Origin of the sequence: Mesorhizobium vachelliae (assembly GCF_033977325.1) — a bacterium.
Taxonomy (GTDB): domain Bacteria; phylum Pseudomonadota; class Alphaproteobacteria; order Rhizobiales; family Rhizobiaceae; genus Mesorhizobium; species Mesorhizobium vachelliae.
The window spans coordinates 73,090-92,499 of sequence record NZ_JAVIIR010000007.1 but is presented as its reverse complement, the minus strand read 5'-3'; the positions used below and the strand labels follow the sequence as shown (position 1 = coordinate 92,499).

Here is a 19,410-nt window from a genome sequence, read left to right as displayed (position 1 = left end):
GCGGAAAACCGATCTAAGCGGCTTTAACCAGCCCCAAGCCCTCGAATTGGTGATAGCCGATCGCGGTTGCAAGGACGGAATTCGGCGCGCCTTCGAATGGGCGCTCCACTGTGGCATCGAAGACAGGGTAGCCGGCCTTGCGGTCGACGGCCATCGCCGCGAGCGCAACCGCAAAGGGGAATTGCGCTTCCTTCATATGGCCGGTCAGCGTCGAAAAGGCACGCACGGCCAAAGCTGGGTTGGCGTCGAGCGCCGCTTTTTCGGCCGCGGTGGCGGCGTGGGCGCCGGAGGCGGCGGAAATCGTAAGCAGGTCGCCATCGGGAAGGTGGGCCTGCTTCAACAGCGCGGCAATCTCTGAATTCAGCTCGCCTTGCCGGCGCCTGGCGCGGCCGGAGACGACGGGGCCAAGCTCGGCGTAGATCTTGCGGCCGCGTTTTTCTGCGTGCTCGCGCTGTTCCAGCACCAGGAAGGCGCCGCCTGAACCCGTCACCACGCCGCCGCCTTCGGCGCCCTGGCGTTGCCAGACCGGCTTCCATGGGCCGCGATGCAGGTAACCGGCGAGCTCATAGCCGAGCAGCATGTCGGAATGCTCGGTCTGGAAGGCGCCGCCGACCAGAACATGGGTCGACTGTCCCGAGCGGATGCGCGCGGCCGCCGTCTCGACGGCCGAGACCCCGGCGCCTTCCTCGCCCATGAAGGTGCGCGACGAACCGGTGACCTTGTGGACGATCGAAATGTTGCCGGCGAGCAGGTTGGAGAGCTGGGCGAGGAACAAGGTCGGCCGCAGTTCCGTGGTCAGCTTCTCGTTGAGCAGCACGTCGCGGTCGTTGCGGTTCTCGGAGGCCGCAAGGATGGCGGCGTCGACGGCTTCGTCGCGCTCGCCGCCACCGGCCGCCACCACCATGTCCATCGTGGTGCAAAGCTCGTCATTGCCCTTGATGCCGGCGTCGTCCAGCGCCAGGCCGGCGGCATAGGTGCCGAGCCGCTGCCAGGTTTCCATCTGGCGCTGGTCGCCGCGCTTGGCGATCTGCAGGTTCCAGTCGATCTCCGGCAGGGGATGGATGGTGTAAGGCGCGAAGCGCGCCGCATCGAGCACCGGCTGGAAACCAGGCTGCGTCAGCTTCTGCCAATGCGCGTCGGGGCCTTCTCCCAATGAAGAGACAAGGCCGATGCCGGTGATGACGACGTCGTGAGAACTCATGGGCGGCTGTTGTGGGTCAGCTGGCAGGGCGCGTCAAGACCGCGCCCAAGCCGCTTCAGGCGTTCTTGGCCGCGACCAGCGCGTCGATCTTGGCGCAGAGGTTCTTCATGACGAAGTAGTCGTCGGTCGAAGCCTTGCCGTCATTGACTTCCTGCGTCCACTTCTCCAGCGGCACCTTGATGCCGAATTCCTTATCGATGGCAAAGACGATGTCGAGGAAATCGAGGCTGTCGATGCCGAGATCGTCGATCGTGTGGCTCTCGGGCGTGATGGTGTCGATATCGATCTCGCTGGTGTCGGCAATGATCTTGGCGACTTTCTCGAACGTGGTGGACAAGGGCTCTTCCTTCGGGTTGCGGGCGGAATCTGTCCGCATCTTGCTTTGGGCGCTGTCTAATCGGTTTTTCCCGGCAGGAAAAGGCCTGATGCGCCGGGGGCAGATGGGTAGGGGGCCGGGGAAACGCAAGAAGGGCCGCCGGTCGAACCGGAGGCCCTTCCCGTTTGACGTCACATAAGCTTTCCATTTCGATGCATGTCGTTGTCCCAAAAACCGGAAACCCACTTTTGGGCGACATGCATCAGTCACGGAGCTTGACGAGGTCGTTGAGCAGCCCACCCGTCCCGTTGTGGACGGTGAGCCGTTCGACCTTGCCGGCGATGGCTTCGAGAGCCTCGAGCTCCTTCAGCCGCAGCATCACCGGGTTCTCGGCCATCACCTTGGCCGTGTTGAGCAGCGAACGCGTGGCGTTCGTCTCCTCGCGGCGCCGGATGACGTTAGCCTCGGCCTGCTTCTCGGCCGCGACCACCTGGTTGAGGATCTCGCGCATATCGCCCGGCAGGATCACATCCTTGAGGGCGATATCGCTGACCTCGACGCCGATCGCGGCCATGTCTTCGCGCACCTTGGCCGCCGCGTCCTCGTCGACCATCACCTTCTTGTCGAGGATCTGGTCGAGCGTGAGCGCGCCGAGCGTCTTGCGGAAGGCATACTGCAGGGCGCGGTAGAGGGCTTCGGAAAAGTCCTTCACCGTGCTCACCGCCTTGGCCGGATCGACGACCCGGTATTCGGCGGCGATGTTGACGCGGATCGTCACACGATCCCTGGTCAGCATTTCCTGCCCGGCGACATCGAGCGACTGGCGCTTGATGTCGACGACCTTCACCTGGACCATGCGGCCGACATTCCAGAAGGCGTGCACGCCCGCTTCAAGCGTGCGGGCGAAGACGCCGTCCACGAAGAGCAGCCCGACCTGACCGTCCATGACCGGATAGACGGACATCAGCTCCGCCTTCCTGGCCTGGCCAAGCCGGCGCATGACCGCCGGATCGATGGCGAGATCGGCCAAAGTGTCGATCGTCGTCACCTTCCACGGGCCGGTATCCGTCCAGAGCACGAGCTTGCGGTCCGGCGCCAGCACGGCATGGAGGCTGCCGTCACGCTCGATGACGGCGACGTCCGTGCGCCCGGTGCGAACGACGGTGAAGTGACGCGCGGCCACGTCCGGGAGCTTGTCGAACAACGCCTTCTCATATGCCGAAACGAATTCCGGATTCTTCAGATCGTGCCTGGAGACCTCGAGGCTTCCGCGCCGGTTGGCGAGCCAATGTTCGCCCGGCATCAGGATCGTCTGGATCTCGCCCTTATAAAGGGCGACGGCACGTTCGTTTTCCTTTACGAGGACGCGCTTGCGCCCAAGAACCTTGTCGAGAATAGTCGTCATTGTCTTACTCCTGTCGGGCATGGCCCCATGCGAGGCGTCACGTCATGCGTCGATCTTCCTTTTCGTTTCTCGTTTCACGTCGTGTCGTACTTCACGTCCCAGCATGAATGATCCGGGGACCGGTGGCATCCGCGCGAAGCGGACCTTCGGGAGCGGATCGCGGGACGGCGAAGCGGGCGCCGGAAGCCGAAGCTTCGTTTGCCGGCGACACCGCGCCTTGATCGTCACCGCGGGCCTGGCCGCGCGCCGATGGCGCAGGACGTCGCGGGCCGGCGAGGCCGAAGCCTTGCCGTCCATGAAGTCCTCGCATTCCGGTCCCCGGACCGATTTTCCAGATAACACCGTGACAGGGTGGCTTGGCTTGGAAGGCCAATGCAGAAGGATTCGAACCTTCGACCGTCAGATTATGAGTCTGATGCTCTACCCAACTGAGCTATCCGTGGTGCTGATGAAGGGACTCGAACCCCTGACCTCCGGACCCAAAATCCGGCGCTCTCACCTCTGAGCTACATCGGCGATCCCAACCCCCGAAACGGCGCCGTACACAGCGTGGCAGAGCCGGCTGCGCGGGCGGAGACGAAAGCTCCAACCGTTGTGCTCGCTTCGGTTTTCGTGACCGGGAGCGCGCCTATAGACCCTGCGACGGGTTGTCGCAAGCGGCATTGTCGCGGCGGCTTCGCGGCTTCTTTCGGCTGTGATATTTTAGCAACAGTGGCCTAGAAGGTGACGCGGCCGAGCACTTTGAGGTTATCGCCTTCCGGCGCCACCACCACGGCTTCGCCTTCGCGCGGCGCGACGCCGGTGAGCGCCTCGATGTTTTCCAGATGCGTGACCAGCACCAGATTGTCCGAACCGGAATAGCTGCGGATCTCCTTCATCACCGCTTCCATTTGCGCGGTCTTTTCGGCCGGGTCGGTCTTGAGCAGGTCGAGCGGCGCGAAGGGTTGCGGTTCGGATTCGAAAGCGATGCGGGCTGTGTCGAGGCAACGGCAGTAGCGGCTGGAGAGCACGTGGTCGATCGGCGCCGCGCGCGCCGCGAACAGCGCGCCGATGCGGCTTGCCTGCTGCTTGCCGCGCTCGGAGAGATTGAGCTGCGTGGCGCAATTGCCGATGTCGAAATTCGCCGGGTCGGTCGCTCCGGTGACGAAGGCGTGGCGAAGCAGCACGACGTGGCCGCCGTCGCGCAGCAGCGCCCAGCCGGCGTCGGTCGCGTGGGCAAGGCTCGGAACAGCCAGGAGAAAAAGCGCCAGAACAAGTCGCAGCATCGGAAGTCCTATGGCGGCCCGGGCGGGACCAAGGCCGTGATTGGCATATAGGGACCGCAAAGCCGTCCGGAAAACAAGCGGAGGCGCCTGAGATCGGCGCGCCGCGCCAATTGCACCGCGGTCGGGGCTCGCCTATCACGGGAAAAATGCCTCCGCCCGCAAAATGACTCCGCTCACCGAAACCGTCCTCTTCGTCTTCAGCCTTGTGGCGCTCGGCTATCTGGCCGGGTTTACCGGCTATCTGAGGCCGGCGAGCGGGGAGGGTATTTCCGAATTCGCCGTCAACGTGGCGATGCCGCTGCTGCTCTTCCAGACCATGGTCAAATCGGATTTCCACGGCGTCACGCCATGGTCGCTGTGGGGCGCCTATTTCGCGGCGGTGGCGATCACCTGGGCCGGGGGCCACCTGGTGATGACGCGCGTCTTCGGCCGGGACGCCCGCGCCGGCATCGTCGGCGGCGTGTCCTCGGCCTATTCCAATGTCGTGCTGCTCGGCGCGCCCTTCATCCTCGGCATATTCGGCGCCAGCGGTTTCGAGGTGCTGTCGCTGCTGGTTTCGATCCACCTGCCGGTCATGATGATGGCCTCGATCGTGCTGTTCGAGATGTTCGGTCGCGGCAGCGGCGAGACGGTGCATCCGCTGCGCGTCGTCAAAAGCTTCCTCAGGCGGCTGTTCATCAATCCGCTGATCATCGGCATCCTGGCGGGGCTTGCCTGGCGCTTCACCGGAGCGCCGCTGCCCGACCTGGTCGAGCGGCTGGTCGACACGCTCGCCGACACCGCCGGCCCGGTGGCGTTGTTCGCCATGGGGCTCAGTCTGCGCCGCTTCGGCATCTCCGGCAACATCCGGCCGGCGCTGGCGCTGTCGGGGTTGAAGCTGTTCCTGATGCCGGCGCTGGTGCTGGCGTTCGTGTGGGTGCTCGGCCTGCCGCCGCTCACGGCCAAGGTCGCGGTTGTGGTCGCGGCACTCCCTTCGGGCATCAATTCCTACCTGATCGCCGTCCAGTTCAACACCGGCCAGGCGCTGGCCTCGAACCAGATGACGCTTGCAACCGCAAGCGCGGTGGTGACCACGTCGTTCTGGCTGACGGTGGTCATCCATGTCTTCGGATAAGGGATGTTGTTATCCAAGTGAGGCAGGCCTGCAAATGGTGACGCGGCTCGCCTTTGCTGGCCCAACCCCTATATGCCATCTTATGATTGCTTGCCCGCCTTTCCCTAGGTAAGAGCAATGCGCCGGCGTGCGGCTCTCGAGCACGCCTCAACGGATATCCACAAAAAACGGCCCGATCAGCGCGCCGAACGGAGGCCAGACCATGCTTCAGAAAACCAGCCATTTCATGCGCCAGGCCAATCTCATCAATGGCGAATGGGTGCAGGCCGACAGCGGCCAGACCATCGACGTCAACAATCCGGCGACGGGCCTCAAGATCGGCACCGTGCCGAAGGCCGGCAAAGCCGAGACCCGCCGCGCCATCGAGGCCGCCGAGGCAGCCTTCAAGAGCTGGCGCAAGACCACCGCGCTCGAGCGCTCGAAGCTGCTGCGCAAGCTGCATGACGCGATGATGGACAATCAGGACGTGCTGGCCGAGCTGCTCACCATCGAGCAGGGCAAGTCGCTCACCGAATCCAAGGGCGAGATCGGTTCAGCAGCAAGCTACATCCTGTGGTTCGCCGAGGAAGGTCGCCGCGTCTATGGCGACATCGTGCCCTCGCCATGGGGCGACCGCCGCATCCTGGTGACCAAGGAGCCGGTCGGCGTCATCGCCGCCATCACGCCGTGGAATTTCCCGTCCTCGATGCTTGCCCGCAAGATCGGCCCGGCCTTGGCGGCGGGCTGCACTGCGGTGGTGAAGCCGGCTTCGCAGACGCCTTACTCCGGCCTCGCCTGGGGCGCGCTCGTCGAGGAAGTCGGCTTCCCGAAGGGCGTCGTCAATGTCGTCACCGGTTCGGCCGGCGAGATCGGCGACGAGCTCTGCACCAATCCGTTGGTCAAGAAGATCACCTTCACCGGTTCGACCGAGGTCGGCAAGCTGCTGATCCAGAAGTCGGCCTCGACGGTGAAGAAAGTGTCGATGGAACTCGGCGGCAACGCGCCGTTCCTGGTCTTCGACGACGCCGACGTCGATCGCGCGGTGGCCGGCGCCATCACCGCGAAATACCGCAATTCCGGCCAGACCTGCGTGTGCACCAACCGCTTCCTGGTGCAGGCCGGCATCTACGACAAGTTCGTCGAGAAGCTCGCCGCCGCCAGCAACAATCTGAAGGTCGGTTCGGGCCTCGAGGAAGGCGTGCAGCAGGGGCCGCTGATCGACGAGAAGGCGGTCGAAAAGGTCGAGGAATTCATCACCGACGCGACGTCGAAGGGCGGCAAGGTCGTCGCCGGCGGCAAGCGCCATGCGCTGGGCGGCTCGTTCTTCCAGCCGACGGTGATCTCCGGCGCCACGCCGAACATGCGCTTCATGAAGGAAGAGATTTTTGGGCCGATCGCGCCCGTATTCAAGTTCGAGACCGAGGAAGAAGCGGTCGCCTTGGCCAACGACACCGAGTTCGGTCTCGCCGCCTATTTCTACACCGGCGATCTCGGTCGCGCCTTCCGGGTCATGGAAGGCCTGAAATACGGCATGGTCGGCGTCAATGAGGGCCTGATCACCACGCCCGAGGCGCCGTTCGGCGGCGTCAAGGAATCCGGCCTCGGCCGCGAAGGCGGGCATCAGGGCATCGAGGACTATCTCGACACCAAATATGCCTGCTTCGGCGGCCTTGGCCTCTGATGCCAATTCACAGGCAAGGACAGGCTTTGAGCCTGCCCTTGCCTGACGGTGCGCGGCCGGCCTAAATCCACGGATCAGGAAATGGCATTTCGGGCATGGCTATGAAAGACGGCGAGGTCTTCGGCACGACGCAGGCGGGCGAGGCCGTGCGCCGGTTCACGATCCGAGGAGGCGGCTTGACCGCCAACATCATCGGGCTGGGCGCCATCGTCCAGGACCTCAGGCTCACCGGCCACGATGCGCCGCTGGTGCTGGGCTACGACCGCTTCGAACCCTATGAGACCGACCGCGCCTTCTTCGGCGCCGTGGTTGGCCGCTTCGCCAACCGCATCGGCGGCGGCCGCTTCACCATCGCCGGCAACCGATACCAGACCGAGCAGAATTTTCTCGGCAAGCACACGCTGCATGGTGGCTCGGAAGGCTTTTTCCGCCGGCCATGGACCGTCTCGCTGCACGGCCGCGATTTCGTGACGCTGACGCTGCACGATCCGGACGGCGCCATGGGCTTCCCGGGCGCGCTCGACGTCACCTGCACCTACCGGCTGAAGATCCCCGGCACGCTCAGCATGGAACTGACCGCGACCTGCGAGGAGCCGACGCTGTGCAACCTCGCGCAGCATTCCTATTTCAATCTCGACGATGGCGGGGCCGGCGACATCCTCGACCACCGGCTGATGCTCAACGCCGGCGCCTACACGCCCGTCGACGACGAGATGATTCCGACCGGCGTGGTGAAGCCGGTCGACGGCACGCCTTTCGATTTCCGGCAGGCGCGGGCGCTGCGCATGGAAATGGAAGGCGAGCAGCTTCGCTACGACCTGAATTACTGCCTGGCCTCCAGCCGCGGGCCGCTGCACCAGGCCGCCTGGGTGCAAGGCGCCAATTCCGGCGTCGAGTTGGAAGTGTGGACCACAGAACCCGGACTGCAGCTCTATAGCGGTCAGTTCGTCGCGCCGACATCGCCGGGGCTCGACGGCCGCCGCTACAAGGCGTTTTCAGGCCTCTGCCTCGAAGCGCAGACCTGGCCGGATGCGCCCAACCGGCCTTATTTCCCGCAAGCCACGCTGTGGCCAGGGCAGATCTATCATCAGGTGACGGAATACCGGTTCCGGCTGCCGTAAGATTTAGGTCAGGCTGGTCTGCAAACGGCGGCCTCCTGCGCTTCCGGTGTTCGCGTACTGCAGTACGCTCCGCGCCTAAATCTAAACAGGCCTAGCTGTCGAAAGCTGCCCTCAGTGTGTCGAATGGCGCCAGCGCGCCGCGTACCTGCACGACCGCGGCGGCGACTTTGTGCGCGCGGCGCGTCGCGTCGGCCGGGGCATGGCCGGCAAGCCGCGCTGCGAGATAGCCGCCGTTGAAGGAATCGCCGGCGCCCGTGGTGTCGACGGGGGCGGCCACATGAACCGCGTCAACGATTTGCGAAGCGCCGTTCAGCGCAATCAGCGCCGGCTGCTCGCCATTCTTGACCACGACCTCGCCGGTCAGCTTGCCAAGGCGCTCCGCCGTCGCCTGCGGCGTCGGATCCCCGAACAGCATCTGCTCGTCCGGAAAAGTCGGCAGCGCGATGTCGCAGACCGCAAGCGCCTCAATGATCGCGGCCTGTGCCGTCTCGTGGCCCGGCCACAGGCGCGGGCGGTAATTCGGGTCGAAGGCGACGAGCGAGCCGGCCTTGCGGGCCGCAACTATAGCCGTCAGCAAGGTTTTCCGCGCGGCCTCGTCCAGAATTGCCAGGGTGATTCCGGAAAAATAGACAAGCGCCTGGTTTTCAAGGCTTTTTGCCAGCGCAGCCGGGTCCGAGGCGAGCTGGCGCGCTGCCGCGTCGCTCCGCCAGTATGTAAAGGCGCGTTCGGCTCCGGTGAGCGTTATGGCGTAAAGGCCCGGGCGTGCGCCGGGAATGACCGGACTGTTGCCCACGCCGATGCCGTTCGCGGCAAAGAAGGCGATCTGATCGCGCGAGAAGGGGTCGTCGCCGAAGGCCGTCACATAGGTCGCGGGCCGATCCGGGCTCAAGGCGTGCAATGCCCAGAGCGTGTTGAAGGTATCGCCGGCAAAGCCCATGCGCCAGTCCGAACCGCTCCGGCCCGACAGTTCCAGCATGCATTCGCCGATCGACGCGATACCCTTGGCCATGCGCACATCCCTTCCTAAGATGTTGTTGCTGTAGCTTTTTGCGGCCGGCAGCGCCATGCTTGGCGACCGGCGAATTTTGCGCCAGAAGCGATTTCCCACAGGCAGGGCGGGACGCGACAAGCGACCCGCGACGTTAGCAGCCGAAGAGGAACGGGTTTGGCATCGATATGGCGTTACATCCTTGCGGCTCTCGGCCTTGCCGCTCTGCTGGTCGGCATCGTGGCCGCGGTCTATCTGACGCTGCCGCAATCGGCGCCCGGCCCGGACCTGTCGCGTTCCAAGAAGACGGCGAACGGCCTGTTCGTCGCGAGCTTCGAGCCGGAGCGCGGCGTGGTGCGGCAGGGCGAGCTGCAATCCTGGCTGCTGACGCTGAAGACAGCCGCCGGCGCGCCGGTGGAGGGGGCGGCCATCACCGTCTCCGGCGGGATGCCGCAGCACGATCACGGCCTGCCGACCAGCCCGCAGGCGACCGATTATCTGGGCGATGGCCGCTACCGCATCGATGGCGTGAAATTCACGATGAGCGGCTGGTGGCAGCTGCACTTCGGTATTTCGGCGGCGGCCGGATCCGATTCCGTCGTCTTCAATGTCGTGTTGTGAGCGGGCGATGAGGCGTCTGGCCAGCGTCGCAAGCCTTTCGGTTTTGGCCGCTCTCGCCCTGCTGGGCGGCTGCGGCGAGCCGCAGTTCAGCGACGCCGAGAAGAAGACCGTGGCGTCGCTGGCTTTGAACACGCTGCCGTCATTGAAGCCCGATACCACGAACCAGTATGCGGATGTGCCGGCGGCCGCCGCGCTTGGCTCGACGCTGTTCTTCGATACCGGCATGAGCCGCGACGGCACGGTGTCCTGCTCGACCTGCCACAAGATCGACCGCCAGTTCCAGGACGACCTGCCGCAGGCAGTCGGCGTCAGCCATACCAATCGCCGCACCATGCCGTTGGCCGGTGTGGCGCGCAATCCGTGGTTCTTCTGGGACGGCAGGCGCGACAGCCTGTGGGCGCAGGCCCTGACGCCGCTTGAAAATCCGCTGGAGCAGGCCGGCAACCGGGCCGCGTTCGCGCATTACATCAAGAGGCGGTTCGGCGAGCGCTATGAGCGCATCTTCGGACCGCTGCCAGACCTCTCCACCGTGCCGGCCAATGCCAGCCCGCTCGGCACGGATGCCGAGAAGGCGGCCTGGAACGCCATGCCTGCCAGCCAGCAAGACGACGTCAACCGCGTCTATGCCAATATCGGCAAGGCGATTGCCGCCTTCGAGCGCTCGATCGAGCCTGAGCAGACGCGTTTCGACCGCTTCGCTATCGATCTGGCAACCGGTGCCAAGCCGGAAGGGGATGCGGCGTTCTTGCCGGAAGAGATCCTTGGGCTGAAGCTGTTCATCGGCAAGGCCAATTGCGTGACCTGCCACAATGGCCCGCGTTTCACCGACAACTCCTTCCACAACACCGGCGTGCCGCCGGTCCAAGGGTTGCCGCCGGACCGTGGGCGTGTCGATGCGGTGGCTCAAGTTGAGGCCGATCCTTTCAACTGCCCCGGCAAATTCCGCGACGGCGACGAAAGCGCCTGCCGCGAGCTGCGCTTCATGGTCAAGGACGGTCCGCAAATCATGCGCGCCTACAAGACGCCGTCGCTCAGGGGCGCGGCGGATCGGCCGCCCTACATGCATGCCGGGCAGTTCTCGACGCTCGACGAGGTGGTGGCGCATTATTCGAAGGCACCGCTCGCCGTCGAAGGCGTTTCCGAAGTGCATCCGCTCGATCTGTCCGAGCGTGAGCGCGCGGCGCTGGTGGCTTTCCTGAAGACGCTGTCGGACTAGCGGTCCTTCACCGTCTCCATCGCCACGAAGGTCGACGTCTGCGCGACGTGAGGGAGCGCTGAGATGCGCTCGCCAAGCACCCGGCGATAGGCGGCGATGTCGGTGGTGCGGACCTTCAACAGATAATCGAAGCTTGACGCCATCATGTGGCATTGCTCGATTTCCGGCACGCCCTGAACGGCGCGGTTGAAGGCGTCGAGCGCTGCCGAGCGCGTGTCCGACAGCTTCACCTGGACGAAGGCGACATGGCCTTCGCCCATGCGTTCGCGGTCGATCACGGCGCGGTAGCCTCTGATGTAGCCATCCTTCTCCAGCCGCTTCACCCGCGCCTGCACCGGCGTCTTCGACAGGCCGACCTTGCTTGCGAGCTCAGACATCGAAAGCCTGCCGTCGCGGCCGAGCGCGGACAGGATGTTGCGGTCTATGCGGTCCAATTGATCTTCGGTCATCGCTCTGATGGTCAAAATGATGGAAATCCTAACTATATGATAGTTCAAATGGACTGTTCTGTCGATTTCTTCGGACCGATCGAAGTTCGCACCTGTGCTAGCTTGCGCCATTCGGTCCGGCGACCGCCGGACCGTTCGCTCACGCTCGCTTTCATGGACCCGCCATGCCGCTCGACGCCATCCGCCAGCAGATCCGCGCCAATTATTTGCCCGACGAAGACGAGGCGGTGAAGCGCCTGTCGGCGGCGGCGGGACTTTCGTCGGAGGAGCGCAAGGCGATCTCGGCCCGCGCCGCCGAGCTGGTGCGGGCTGTGCGCGGCTCGACCGACCCCAGGCTGATGGAGGTCTTTCTCTCGGCCTACGGCCTGTCGACCAAGGAAGGCGTGGCGCTGATGTGCCTGACCGAAGCGCTGCTGCGCGTGCCCGACACCGAGACGATGGACGATTTGATCGCCGACAAGATCGCGCCGCATGACTGGTCGGCGCATTCGGGTGGTTCCAGCTCCATTTTCGTCAACGCCTCGACCTGGGCGCTGATGCTCACCGGCCGCGTGCTTGATGAAGGCGAGGGCGGCATCGAAGGCACGCTGCGCGCCATGGTGCGAAGGCTGGGCGAGCCGGTGATCCGCAAGGCGGTGGCTGCGGCGATGCGCGAGATGGGCGAGCAGTTCGTGCTCGGACGCACCATTGCCGAGGCCGTCAAGCGCGGCAGACCGATGACGCAGAAGGGCTATCTCTATTCCTTCGACATGTTGGGCGAGGCGGCCCGCACCGAAGCCGACGCGCTGCGCTACCACCGTGCCTATGCGGATGCGATCTCATCGCTCGATTCCGGGGCGAACGGCCCCGATATCCGCTACAACCACGGCATTTCGGTCAAGCTTTCCGCGTTGCATCCGCGCTACGAGGTGGCGCAGCGCGAGACCATGCTGCCGGTGATGGCCGAACGGCTCCTGTCGTTGGCGCTTGCCGCCCGGCATTCGCGCATGGGCCTCAACATCGACGCCGAGGAGGCCGATCGCCTCGACCTGTCGCTCGACGTCATCGAGCGCGTGCTGGCCGAGCCGGAGCTCGCCGGCTGGGACGGTTTCGGCGTCGTCGTCCAGGCTTACGGCCCGCGCGCGGCCTTCGCCATCGACTGGCTCTATGCGCTGGCGAAGAAATACGATCGCCGGATCATGGTGCGGCTGGTGAAGGGCGCCTATTGGGACACCGAGATCAAGCGGGCGCAGACACTTGGCCTGTCCGGCTATCCGGTCTTCACCCGCAAGGCCAACACCGACGTTTCTTATCTGGCCTGCGCGAAGAAGCTTTTGTCGATGACCGACCGCATCTATCCGCAGTTCGCCACGCATAACGCGCACACCGTGGCGGCGATTTTGTCGATGGCGAAGGATCGCGATTCCTTCGAGTTCCAGCGCCTGCACGGCATGGGCGAATCCCTGCACGAGACGGTGCGTAAGTCGGAAGGCACGCGCTGCCGCATCTATGCGCCGGTCGGCGCGCATTCCGACCTGCTCGCCTATCTGGTGCGGCGTCTCCTGGAGAACGGCGCCAACTCCTCCTTCGTCCACCAGTTGACCGACGAGGAGGTCGAGCCGGAGGAGATCGCCCGCGATCCGCTCACGGCCGTTGAGATGCAGGGTCCCGCCGCCAATCCGGCGATCGCGCGCCCCGCCGCGATCTTCGGCGCCGGACGCCGCAATTCCAGAGGCTTCGACATCACCGACACCGTGACGCTCGCGGCAATCGACAAGGCGAGGGCGGAATTCGTCGGAGCGGACCGCTGGCATGCCAAGCCGGTCACGCGCGCCGCCGGCTACGGCAAGCAGCGCCAGATCGTCAATCCGGCCAAGCCCGACGAGATCGTCGGCACCCTGCATGAGGCCGCGGCCAAGCAGGTGGCGACCGCCGTGCGCATCGCCGTCGACGCGCAACCCGCCTGGGCGAAGCGCCCCGTGGCCGAGCGTGCTGCGATCCTCAACCGCGCCGCCGATCTCTACGAGGCCAATGCCGCTGAGTTCTTCGCTCTCGCCACCCGCGAGGCCGGCAAGTCGCTGGCCGACGGAGTGGCCGAGGTGCGCGAAGCGGTCGACTTCCTGCGTTACTACGCGGCTGAGGCGGCCAATGCCGAGGCCGGCACCGAGGCGCGCGGCGCGATCGTCTGCATCTCGCCGTGGAATTTCCCGCTGGCCATCTTCACCGGCCAGATCGCCGCGGCTTTGGTCACCGGCAATTCGGTCATCGCCAAGCCGGCGGAGCAGACGCCGCTGATCGCCTTCCGCGCCGTCGAGATGCTGCGCGAGGCCGGTGTGCCGGAAGATGTCATCCAGCTTTTGCCGGGCGATGGGCCGTCGGTCGGCGCGCCGCTCACCGCCGACCCGCGCATTGCCGGTGTCTGCTTCACCGGCTCGACCGAGGTCGCTAAGCTGATCGAGAAGCAACTGGCCGAGACGGCAGCGCCCGATGCGATGCTGATCGCCGAGACCGGCGGCTTGAACGCGATGATCGTCGATTCCACCGCGCTGCCGGAACAGGCGGTGCGCGATATCCTCGCTTCCGCCTTCCAGAGCGCCGGCCAGCGCTGCTCGGCCCTGCGCGTGCTCTATGTCCAGAAGGACGTCGAGAAGAAGATGCTGGAGATGCTGAAGGGCGCGATGGAAGCGCTCAAAGTCGGCAATCCCTGGGCGATCTCGACCGATGTCGGTCCGGTCATCGACGACGAGGCGCAGGCTTCGATCAGCGAATACTGCAAGAAGAAGGGGCTGGAAGGACGGCTGATCGCGAAATTGGAGGCGCCGGCCACCGGGCGTTTCGTCGCGCCGCATGTCTTCCGCGTCAAGGGCATCGAGGAGATGGAGCGCGAGGTGTTTGGCCCGGTGCTGCATGTCGCGACCTTCGATGCCGATGAGATCGACGCCGTGATCGCCGCCATCAACCGCAAGGGCTACGGCCTGACCTTCGGCCTGCACACCCGCATCGAAGGCCGCGTGCAGCACTTCGTCGACGGCATCCATGCCGGCAACATCTATGTCAACCGCAACCAGATCGGCGCCGTTGTCGGCTCGCAGCCCTTTGGTGGCGAGGGGCTGTCGGGCACCGGGCCGAAGGCCGGCGGACCGCATTATCTGCGCCGGTTCCGCAAGGGGCCGGAGGCGGGCACCGAAGTAGGCGAAGGCCACAAGGTGACGGCGACCGAGCTTGCCGACAATCTGCCGGATCCGACACTCGGCGGCTGGTCGACGCGGCCGGACCGCGTCGCAATTCTGCGCAAGCATCTGCGCGGCAAGGGCGCGGTGGCGATCGCCGCTGCGGCAAGCCTCGATTTCGGCCAGGTCGACCTTCCAGGACCGACCGGCGAGGCCAACACGCTGTCGCTGTCGCCGCGCGGCCGGGTGCTGTGCCTCGGCCCCGATGCCGAGACGCTGCTTGCCCAGACGATCCAGGCGCTCGCGGCCGGCAACGCCGTGCTGGCGGTGGCGCCGGGCGCGCCGGCCGCGCTTTCGGCGCTGACCGGCAAGGGTCTGCCGCTGGCAGCCATCGATGGCCGGCCCGACCCGGTCGAGGCGCGGTCGCTGCGCGTCGACGTGGTCGCCTTCTCCGGCACGCCGGAGGCGGCGCGCATCGTGCGCAAGGTGATTGCCGAGCGCACAGGGCCGATCGTGCCGCTGGTCAGCGAAGTGCTGAACCCTGTGGCTTACGCGCATGAGCGCGCGGTCTGCGTCGACACGACGGCGGCGGGCGGGAACGCCAGCCTGCTCGCTGCGGCATAAGCTTGGCGGAGGCGCGTTTCAGGCGCCTTCGACGACCGAAAAGCCCTCGAACTGCGGGTGGCCGAGATAGTGCACTTTCGACCCGCCGGCATTGCGATGGGCGGCGCGGAAGTTTTCCGATTTCGTCCAGGCGACGAAATCCTGCTGGCTTGCCCAGACGGTGTGTGAGGCAAACAGAGTATAGCCCTCGGTCTCATTGACCGAGCCGCGCAACAGGTGGAAGTCCTTGAAACCCTGCATTTCGGAGAGGCTGGAATCGCGGTTCTTCCAGACATTTTCGAAGGCTTCCTCGGAGCCGTTCTGGACCTTGAAGCGGTTCATGGCGATGTACATTGGTTTCCTTTCGAAATGAACGAATTCCGGGATTCATAGCTGAGGTTCAAAACGGGCCGATTCGCGCTTTGAACACCCAACTTGACCGTCCGGTCTCGGGTGGAATGGGCGGGAACGGCGCCTGCTTGCGCACCAGCGTCAAAGCGAATTGATCGAGCTCGGCGGACCCAGAACTTTCGGCGAGCTGCAGGTCGCTGATGCTGCCGTCGGCCGCGACGACGAAAACCACCCTGGCATTGTTGCGGGCCTTGGCCTGGACCGATTTCGAAACGCGACGATTGGCGCGCGCAAGCTTCTTCTGGATTTCACCGCTGTAGCGGGATTCCAGCGCATTGCCTGCGGCCTGTTTCTTGCCCTTGCTGGCGACGGCAGGCGCGTCGCGCGTATCGCCATCCGCCGTGCCGCCGGTTTCAATGGCTTGGCTTGGCCCTGCCGATGCGGCGGGGGCGCTCGATGTCGCACTGGGGACTGGTGGCCGTTCAGGCTCGGCAGGCGGCGCTTGGGCACTTTGCGGTTCGATCGCGGGCACAGGTTTGCTTTCGGCCGGGACACTCTGGTCATCCTGGCGCGGGCTGGCGGCCGCCAGGATATCCGGCGCGGCAGCGGCTTCCTTGATGACTTGCGGCGGAGGCTGAGGCGTCGGTGGCTCGCTTGCCGGTTGCCGCGCCTCGACTGGCGGAGCCGGTTGCGCGGCCTGGCGTCTCACCGGCTGCGGATCAGGCACCAGGGTGACCTCCACCGCGCCGGACGACTGGTCGTCCAGGGCGCTGCCGATGACGTTGGCGCCGGACTGGTCGGCGCCCTCGGCCCGTATCGCGTCCAAGGAGTCGAATGTCCCTGCGGGTGAGATCAGAAACGCCGCGGCCGCGGCGCCATGGAGCAGGCCGGACGCGATGATCGCCACCGGCCATCGGCGGCCTTCTGCCGGCTGCCGCGGCTGCATGAGCGGCTCGGCCGGCGTGATCGACGGTTCCGTGACCGCGTCGAAGGGGTGATTGATGTCTTGCATATCTGGCGGCGAGACCTGCCGCGCGCGGTGGGGATTTGTCAAATCAAGATCGGTTGCCGGCCATGGCGGCGGGCCGGGGGCAGGCCACGCCATGGCGTCTCGCGGGAAGGCTGGATGCAATCCCACCTCTAGACCCCGAAAGCGATGGCGGTCTTGGTCGAGATCTTCAACCCGCGCATGCAGGCCGCCGGCTCGACGCCGGTGCCGGCGCATTCGGTCGCGCTGTTGATCAGCACGCGGCTGAGCTTGCCGCAGTCGGCGCCGGCAAGGTCGAAGCGCGTGACCTTGGTCTTGCCGGCCGGCAGGTCCTTGAAATCGAGCACGGTGAGGCGGTCGACGACGCCTGCCTCGTTGAACAGCGCGATCTCGAAAGCCGCCTTCGACAAATCGGCGCCGAGCGCGTTGTTGACGACGAAGGTCAGCCGGCAGCCCCTGTCGGAGGGTTGCGCCGCGTTGAGCTCGAGACTGAGGGCCGGAGCCGGCGCGGACTGGGCCCACGCCGGCACCATCGCAAGCGACATCGCAAACGTCGAGGTCAGCGGACGAAGAGATGTCATCAAGCGTTTCATGTCTATTTCAGCCTCCGAAGCGCATGGTTGCCGCGAGCTTCAGCGTCACGCCGGGTTCGTAGAGGACGGCGGTCGTGCTTCCGTTGAGCGGGTTGGTGTATTTGACGTCGAACAGATTGTCGGCGCGGAAGTCGAGCTTGAGATTGTCCGTCGCCTGGTAGCTGGCGAAGGCGTTGACCAGCGTGAAGTCCTTGGCCACCGGGTTGCCCTTCGGCTTGCCGTTGTACTGCACCTCGCCGCCGACGGTCAGCTTGTCCTCGAAGAAGCGCAGGCCGAGCTGGGCCGTCACCTGCGAGGAGGGGACGGTGGCGAGGTCCGCGCGCTCGCCCTCATACGAGATGGTGTGACCGTTGACGATCGAGGCCGACAGCCCGGCATAGCCCCAGCCGGCGTCGTAGACGCTTTCCAGCTCGAAGCCGTTGATCTTGGCCTTGGCGAAGTTCTGGTACTGGAAGCAGATCGGAATGCCCGGGCCGAACGGGCAGCCGCTGGTCGGGTCGAAGGGCGAAAGCGTCACGCCGTCGATGTAGTCGTCGACATTGTTGTTGAAGTAGGCAGCCTTGAGCCGTAGCGCGTCGCCGCCCTCGATGATGTCGTTCTGCTTGTAGTTGACGCCGAACTCGACGGTCTTGCCGGTTTCGGGCTTCAGGTTCGGGTTGGGCAGGAACGGGAAACTGACGCCGGCCGGATGATTGCCGCTGATCAGCGTCTCGGTCAGCGAGGGCGAGCGGTAGCCTTCCGCGTAGGTGCCGTAGAATTGCAGGCCGGCCAGGCCGGCGCTTTCGAAAGGCGAAATACCGACGGTGATGCGCGGCGACACGCGGTCGCCTGAGGTCCCATTCGCGTCGTCCTTCAGGCTGTAATTGTCGTAGCGCAGGCCGCCAATGACCTCGAGCCACTCCCAGGTCAGCTTGTCCTGGATGTAGGCGCCGGAGACGTTGCGCTTGCCGCCGGGCGTATAGAAGCTGTCGCCGCCGGCGCTGCCGCCGGTATCGACATTATCGCCGACCCAGTCGCCGCCATAGGTCAGTTCGTGGGCGACGCTTGCCGTCTCGAAGCGCGACGTGTTCCAGATGTCGATGCCGGTCGTACCGACATCGAAGGTGGACAGCGAGCCGGCCGGCAGCAGCACGGGCAGGCCGGTGGTCGGATCGAAGCGGTTCTGCGCGGTGAGCGTGGTCAGGTCGAGAAGGGTCTTGTTGTAGGAGGCGTTGATGTGGAGGTCGAGCCAGCTTCTGGCATCGTCGGTGATGTCGTAGCGGGCTGTGAAAGTGTTCGACTTGAGATCGACGTCGTTGGCCGGCACGCTGCCGCTGGTCTCGGTCCAGCCGTCCTTCGAGCCGACCCAGCCGAGCTTCAATTCGCTGTTCTCGGTCGGGCGGATCGTGGTCTTGAGCAGGCCGCTCAGCACGTCGAAACCGGTGCCGGCAACGGTGTCGCCGCCGCCGTTCTTGTAGTCACCGTAGTCGCGGTAGACGATGTTGCCGAGAACATCCCAGTTGTCGTTGATCTTGTAGGCGCCGGTGGCGCTGGTGGTCCAACCCTTGCCGTTGCTCTCATAGCGTCCGGTCAGCGAGCCGGCCCATGTCTCCTCCGGCTTGAGGAAATCGGCTGCGTCCTTGGTGTCGAAGAAGACGACGCCGCCGATGGCGCCGGAGCCATAGGTGTTGGCGGTCGGGCCGCGGATGACGTCGACGGATTTGATGAGCTCGGGATCGACATAGAAGGTCGACTGCGTGCCGTGGTCCGAACGCTGGAAATCCTGCCTTGCGCCGTCGATGATCACCGCCACGCGGCCAAAATCCTGCAGGCCGCGGATGTTGATGCTCGAAGAGACGCGGCGTGCGTCGGCTTGCACGGTGACGCCGGGCACGCCGAGCAGCATCTCGTTCGGCGTCGTCGCCATGCGGCGGTCGAGCTGCTCCTGGTCGACATGGCTGGCCGAGGCCAGCGACTGGATCGCGGTTTCACCGGTGCGGCTGATGACGAGGATCTTGTCGAGCAGGGTTCCTTCAGCGGTGGCCTTCTCGTCAGCCTTCTTTTTCTGATCGGCCTGCTGCTGGTTGGCCGCCTGCTGCGCGGCTTGCTGCGCTTGCGCGGCGGGCGCGCCGAGCGCGATCGCCGCCGCTCCGGCCATCAATGCGGCGATTGCCTTTGTAATCGATCGGAAGCCCGGTCCCGCGCTATCGACAGCCAGGCCCGTTCGTCCCCAAGTCACCAACCCCATGCCCCAACTCCAAATTTTCAGGCTCGTAGCTGGCTGGCCAGTGGCTCGCTCGCATTTTTGATCACGTCCGGCGTCTTAAATGTTGACTCATTTAGTCCGGTAATGCACTGACTAGTAAACATGATTATTCTAGTCAAGAATTG

At 65.1% G+C, this 19,410-nt stretch carries 16 protein-coding genes and 2 tRNA genes; 6 read left to right on the top strand and 12 right to left on the bottom strand.

Features of this window, described 5'->3' with window-relative positions:
* Window positions 1-13: 13 nt before the first annotated feature.
* The 6 genes from RFM41_RS16330 to RFM41_RS16305 all read right to left on the bottom strand — a co-directional run bounded on the left by RFM41_RS16330 (window position 14) and on the right by RFM41_RS16305 (window position 4,187).
* The gene (locus RFM41_RS16330) at window positions 14-1,201 is read right to left on the bottom strand and encodes a beta-ketoacyl-ACP synthase (RefSeq protein WP_320248440.1); all 1,188 of its coding nucleotides are present in this window, start codon (window positions 1,199-1,201) and stop codon (window positions 14-16) included.
* Between the two features lie 55 nt (window positions 1,202-1,256).
* Window positions 1,257-1,538, bottom strand: a complete 282-nt coding sequence (locus RFM41_RS16325; RefSeq protein ID WP_040981809.1) for an acyl carrier protein — start codon at window positions 1,536-1,538, stop codon at window positions 1,257-1,259.
* 241 nt (window positions 1,539-1,779) lie between these two features.
* Window positions 1,780-2,922 carry a slipin family protein gene (locus RFM41_RS16320; protein ID WP_320248444.1) on the bottom strand — a complete coding sequence of 381 codons (1,143 nt, stop codon included), beginning with the start codon at window positions 2,920-2,922 and terminating at the stop codon, window positions 1,780-1,782.
* Between the two features lie 362 nt (window positions 2,923-3,284).
* A tRNA-Met gene (locus tag RFM41_RS16315) sits at window positions 3,285-3,362 on the bottom strand.
* Window positions 3,363-3,438: transfer RNA gene (locus RFM41_RS16310), tRNA-Gln, on the bottom strand.
* Window positions 3,439-3,638: 200 nt separating this feature from the next.
* A complete protein-coding gene (locus tag RFM41_RS16305; RefSeq protein ID WP_320248446.1) occupies window positions 3,639-4,187 on the bottom strand; it encodes a histidine phosphatase family protein in 549 nt (182 codons plus the stop codon).
* Window positions 4,188-4,350: 163 nt separating this feature from the next.
* Between RFM41_RS16305 and RFM41_RS16300 the strand changes: the two genes are divergently transcribed.
* The 3 genes from RFM41_RS16300 (at window position 4,351) to RFM41_RS16290 (ending at window position 8,082) form a co-directional block, all read left to right on the top strand.
* Window positions 4,351-5,301: an AEC family transporter gene (locus RFM41_RS16300; protein WP_320248448.1), complete on the top strand. Its 951-nt coding sequence runs from the start codon at window positions 4,351-4,353 to the stop codon at window positions 5,299-5,301.
* Between the two features lie 202 nt (window positions 5,302-5,503).
* Window positions 5,504-6,961 (top strand): NAD-dependent succinate-semialdehyde dehydrogenase, encoded by a 1,458-nt coding sequence (locus RFM41_RS16295; RefSeq protein WP_320248450.1) that lies wholly within the window; start codon window positions 5,504-5,506, stop codon window positions 6,959-6,961.
* Between the two features lie 95 nt (window positions 6,962-7,056).
* Window positions 7,057-8,082, top strand: a complete 1,026-nt coding sequence (locus RFM41_RS16290; RefSeq protein WP_320248452.1) for an aldose epimerase family protein — start codon at window positions 7,057-7,059, stop codon at window positions 8,080-8,082.
* A gap of 91 nt (window positions 8,083-8,173) precedes the next feature.
* On the opposite strand, the gene RFM41_RS16285 is transcribed toward RFM41_RS16290, so the two are convergent.
* The gene (locus RFM41_RS16285; protein ID WP_320248454.1) at window positions 8,174-9,091 is read right to left on the bottom strand and encodes a sugar kinase; all 918 of its coding nucleotides are present in this window, start codon (window positions 9,089-9,091) and stop codon (window positions 8,174-8,176) included.
* A gap of 156 nt (window positions 9,092-9,247) precedes the next feature.
* Between RFM41_RS16285 and RFM41_RS16280 the strand changes: the two genes are divergently transcribed.
* Together RFM41_RS16280 and RFM41_RS16275 are read left to right on the top strand one after the other, a co-directional pair.
* On the top strand, window positions 9,248-9,691 hold the full coding sequence (locus RFM41_RS16280; protein WP_320248455.1) for a FixH family protein: 444 nt from the start codon (window positions 9,248-9,250) through the stop codon (window positions 9,689-9,691).
* A gap of 7 nt (window positions 9,692-9,698) precedes the next feature.
* Window positions 9,699-10,907, top strand: coding sequence for a cytochrome-c peroxidase (locus tag RFM41_RS16275; RefSeq protein ID WP_320248457.1), 1,209 nt, complete (start codon window positions 9,699-9,701; stop codon window positions 10,905-10,907).
* On the opposite strand, the gene RFM41_RS16270 is transcribed toward RFM41_RS16275, so the two are convergent.
* Entirely contained in the window at window positions 10,904-11,356 is a 453-nt protein-coding gene (locus tag RFM41_RS16270) for an Lrp/AsnC family transcriptional regulator (protein ID WP_112099113.1), read from the bottom strand. The genes RFM41_RS16275 and RFM41_RS16270 overlap by 4 nt on opposite strands.
* A 164-nt stretch (window positions 11,357-11,520) precedes the next feature.
* Between RFM41_RS16270 and putA the strand changes: the two genes are divergently transcribed.
* The gene (gene putA, locus RFM41_RS16265) at window positions 11,521-15,129 is read left to right on the top strand and encodes a bifunctional proline dehydrogenase/L-glutamate gamma-semialdehyde dehydrogenase PutA (protein WP_320248459.1); all 3,609 of its coding nucleotides are present in this window, start codon (window positions 11,521-11,523) and stop codon (window positions 15,127-15,129) included.
* Window positions 15,130-15,147: 18 nt separating this feature from the next.
* On the opposite strand, the gene hmuQ is transcribed toward putA, so the two are convergent.
* From hmuQ to RFM41_RS16245, 4 genes are read right to left on the bottom strand one after another with little or no spacing between them, the layout of a single operon-like run.
* Window positions 15,148-15,462, bottom strand: a complete 315-nt coding sequence (gene hmuQ, locus RFM41_RS16260; RefSeq protein ID WP_320248461.1) for a heme-degrading protein HmuQ — start codon at window positions 15,460-15,462, stop codon at window positions 15,148-15,150.
* Window positions 15,463-15,508: 46 nt separating this feature from the next.
* Entirely contained in the window at window positions 15,509-16,597 is a 1,089-nt protein-coding gene (locus tag RFM41_RS16255) for an energy transducer TonB family protein (protein WP_320248783.1), read from the bottom strand.
* A gap of 2 nt (window positions 16,598-16,599) precedes the next feature.
* Complete coding sequence (locus tag RFM41_RS16250) at window positions 16,600-17,040, bottom strand: hypothetical protein (protein ID WP_430691526.1); 441 nt, start codon at window positions 17,038-17,040, stop codon at window positions 16,600-16,602.
* 7 nt (window positions 17,041-17,047) lie between these two features.
* The gene (locus tag RFM41_RS16245; protein ID WP_320248464.1) at window positions 17,048-19,267 is read right to left on the bottom strand and encodes a TonB-dependent hemoglobin/transferrin/lactoferrin family receptor; all 2,220 of its coding nucleotides are present in this window, start codon (window positions 19,265-19,267) and stop codon (window positions 17,048-17,050) included.
* Window positions 19,268-19,410: the final 143 nt, after the last annotated feature.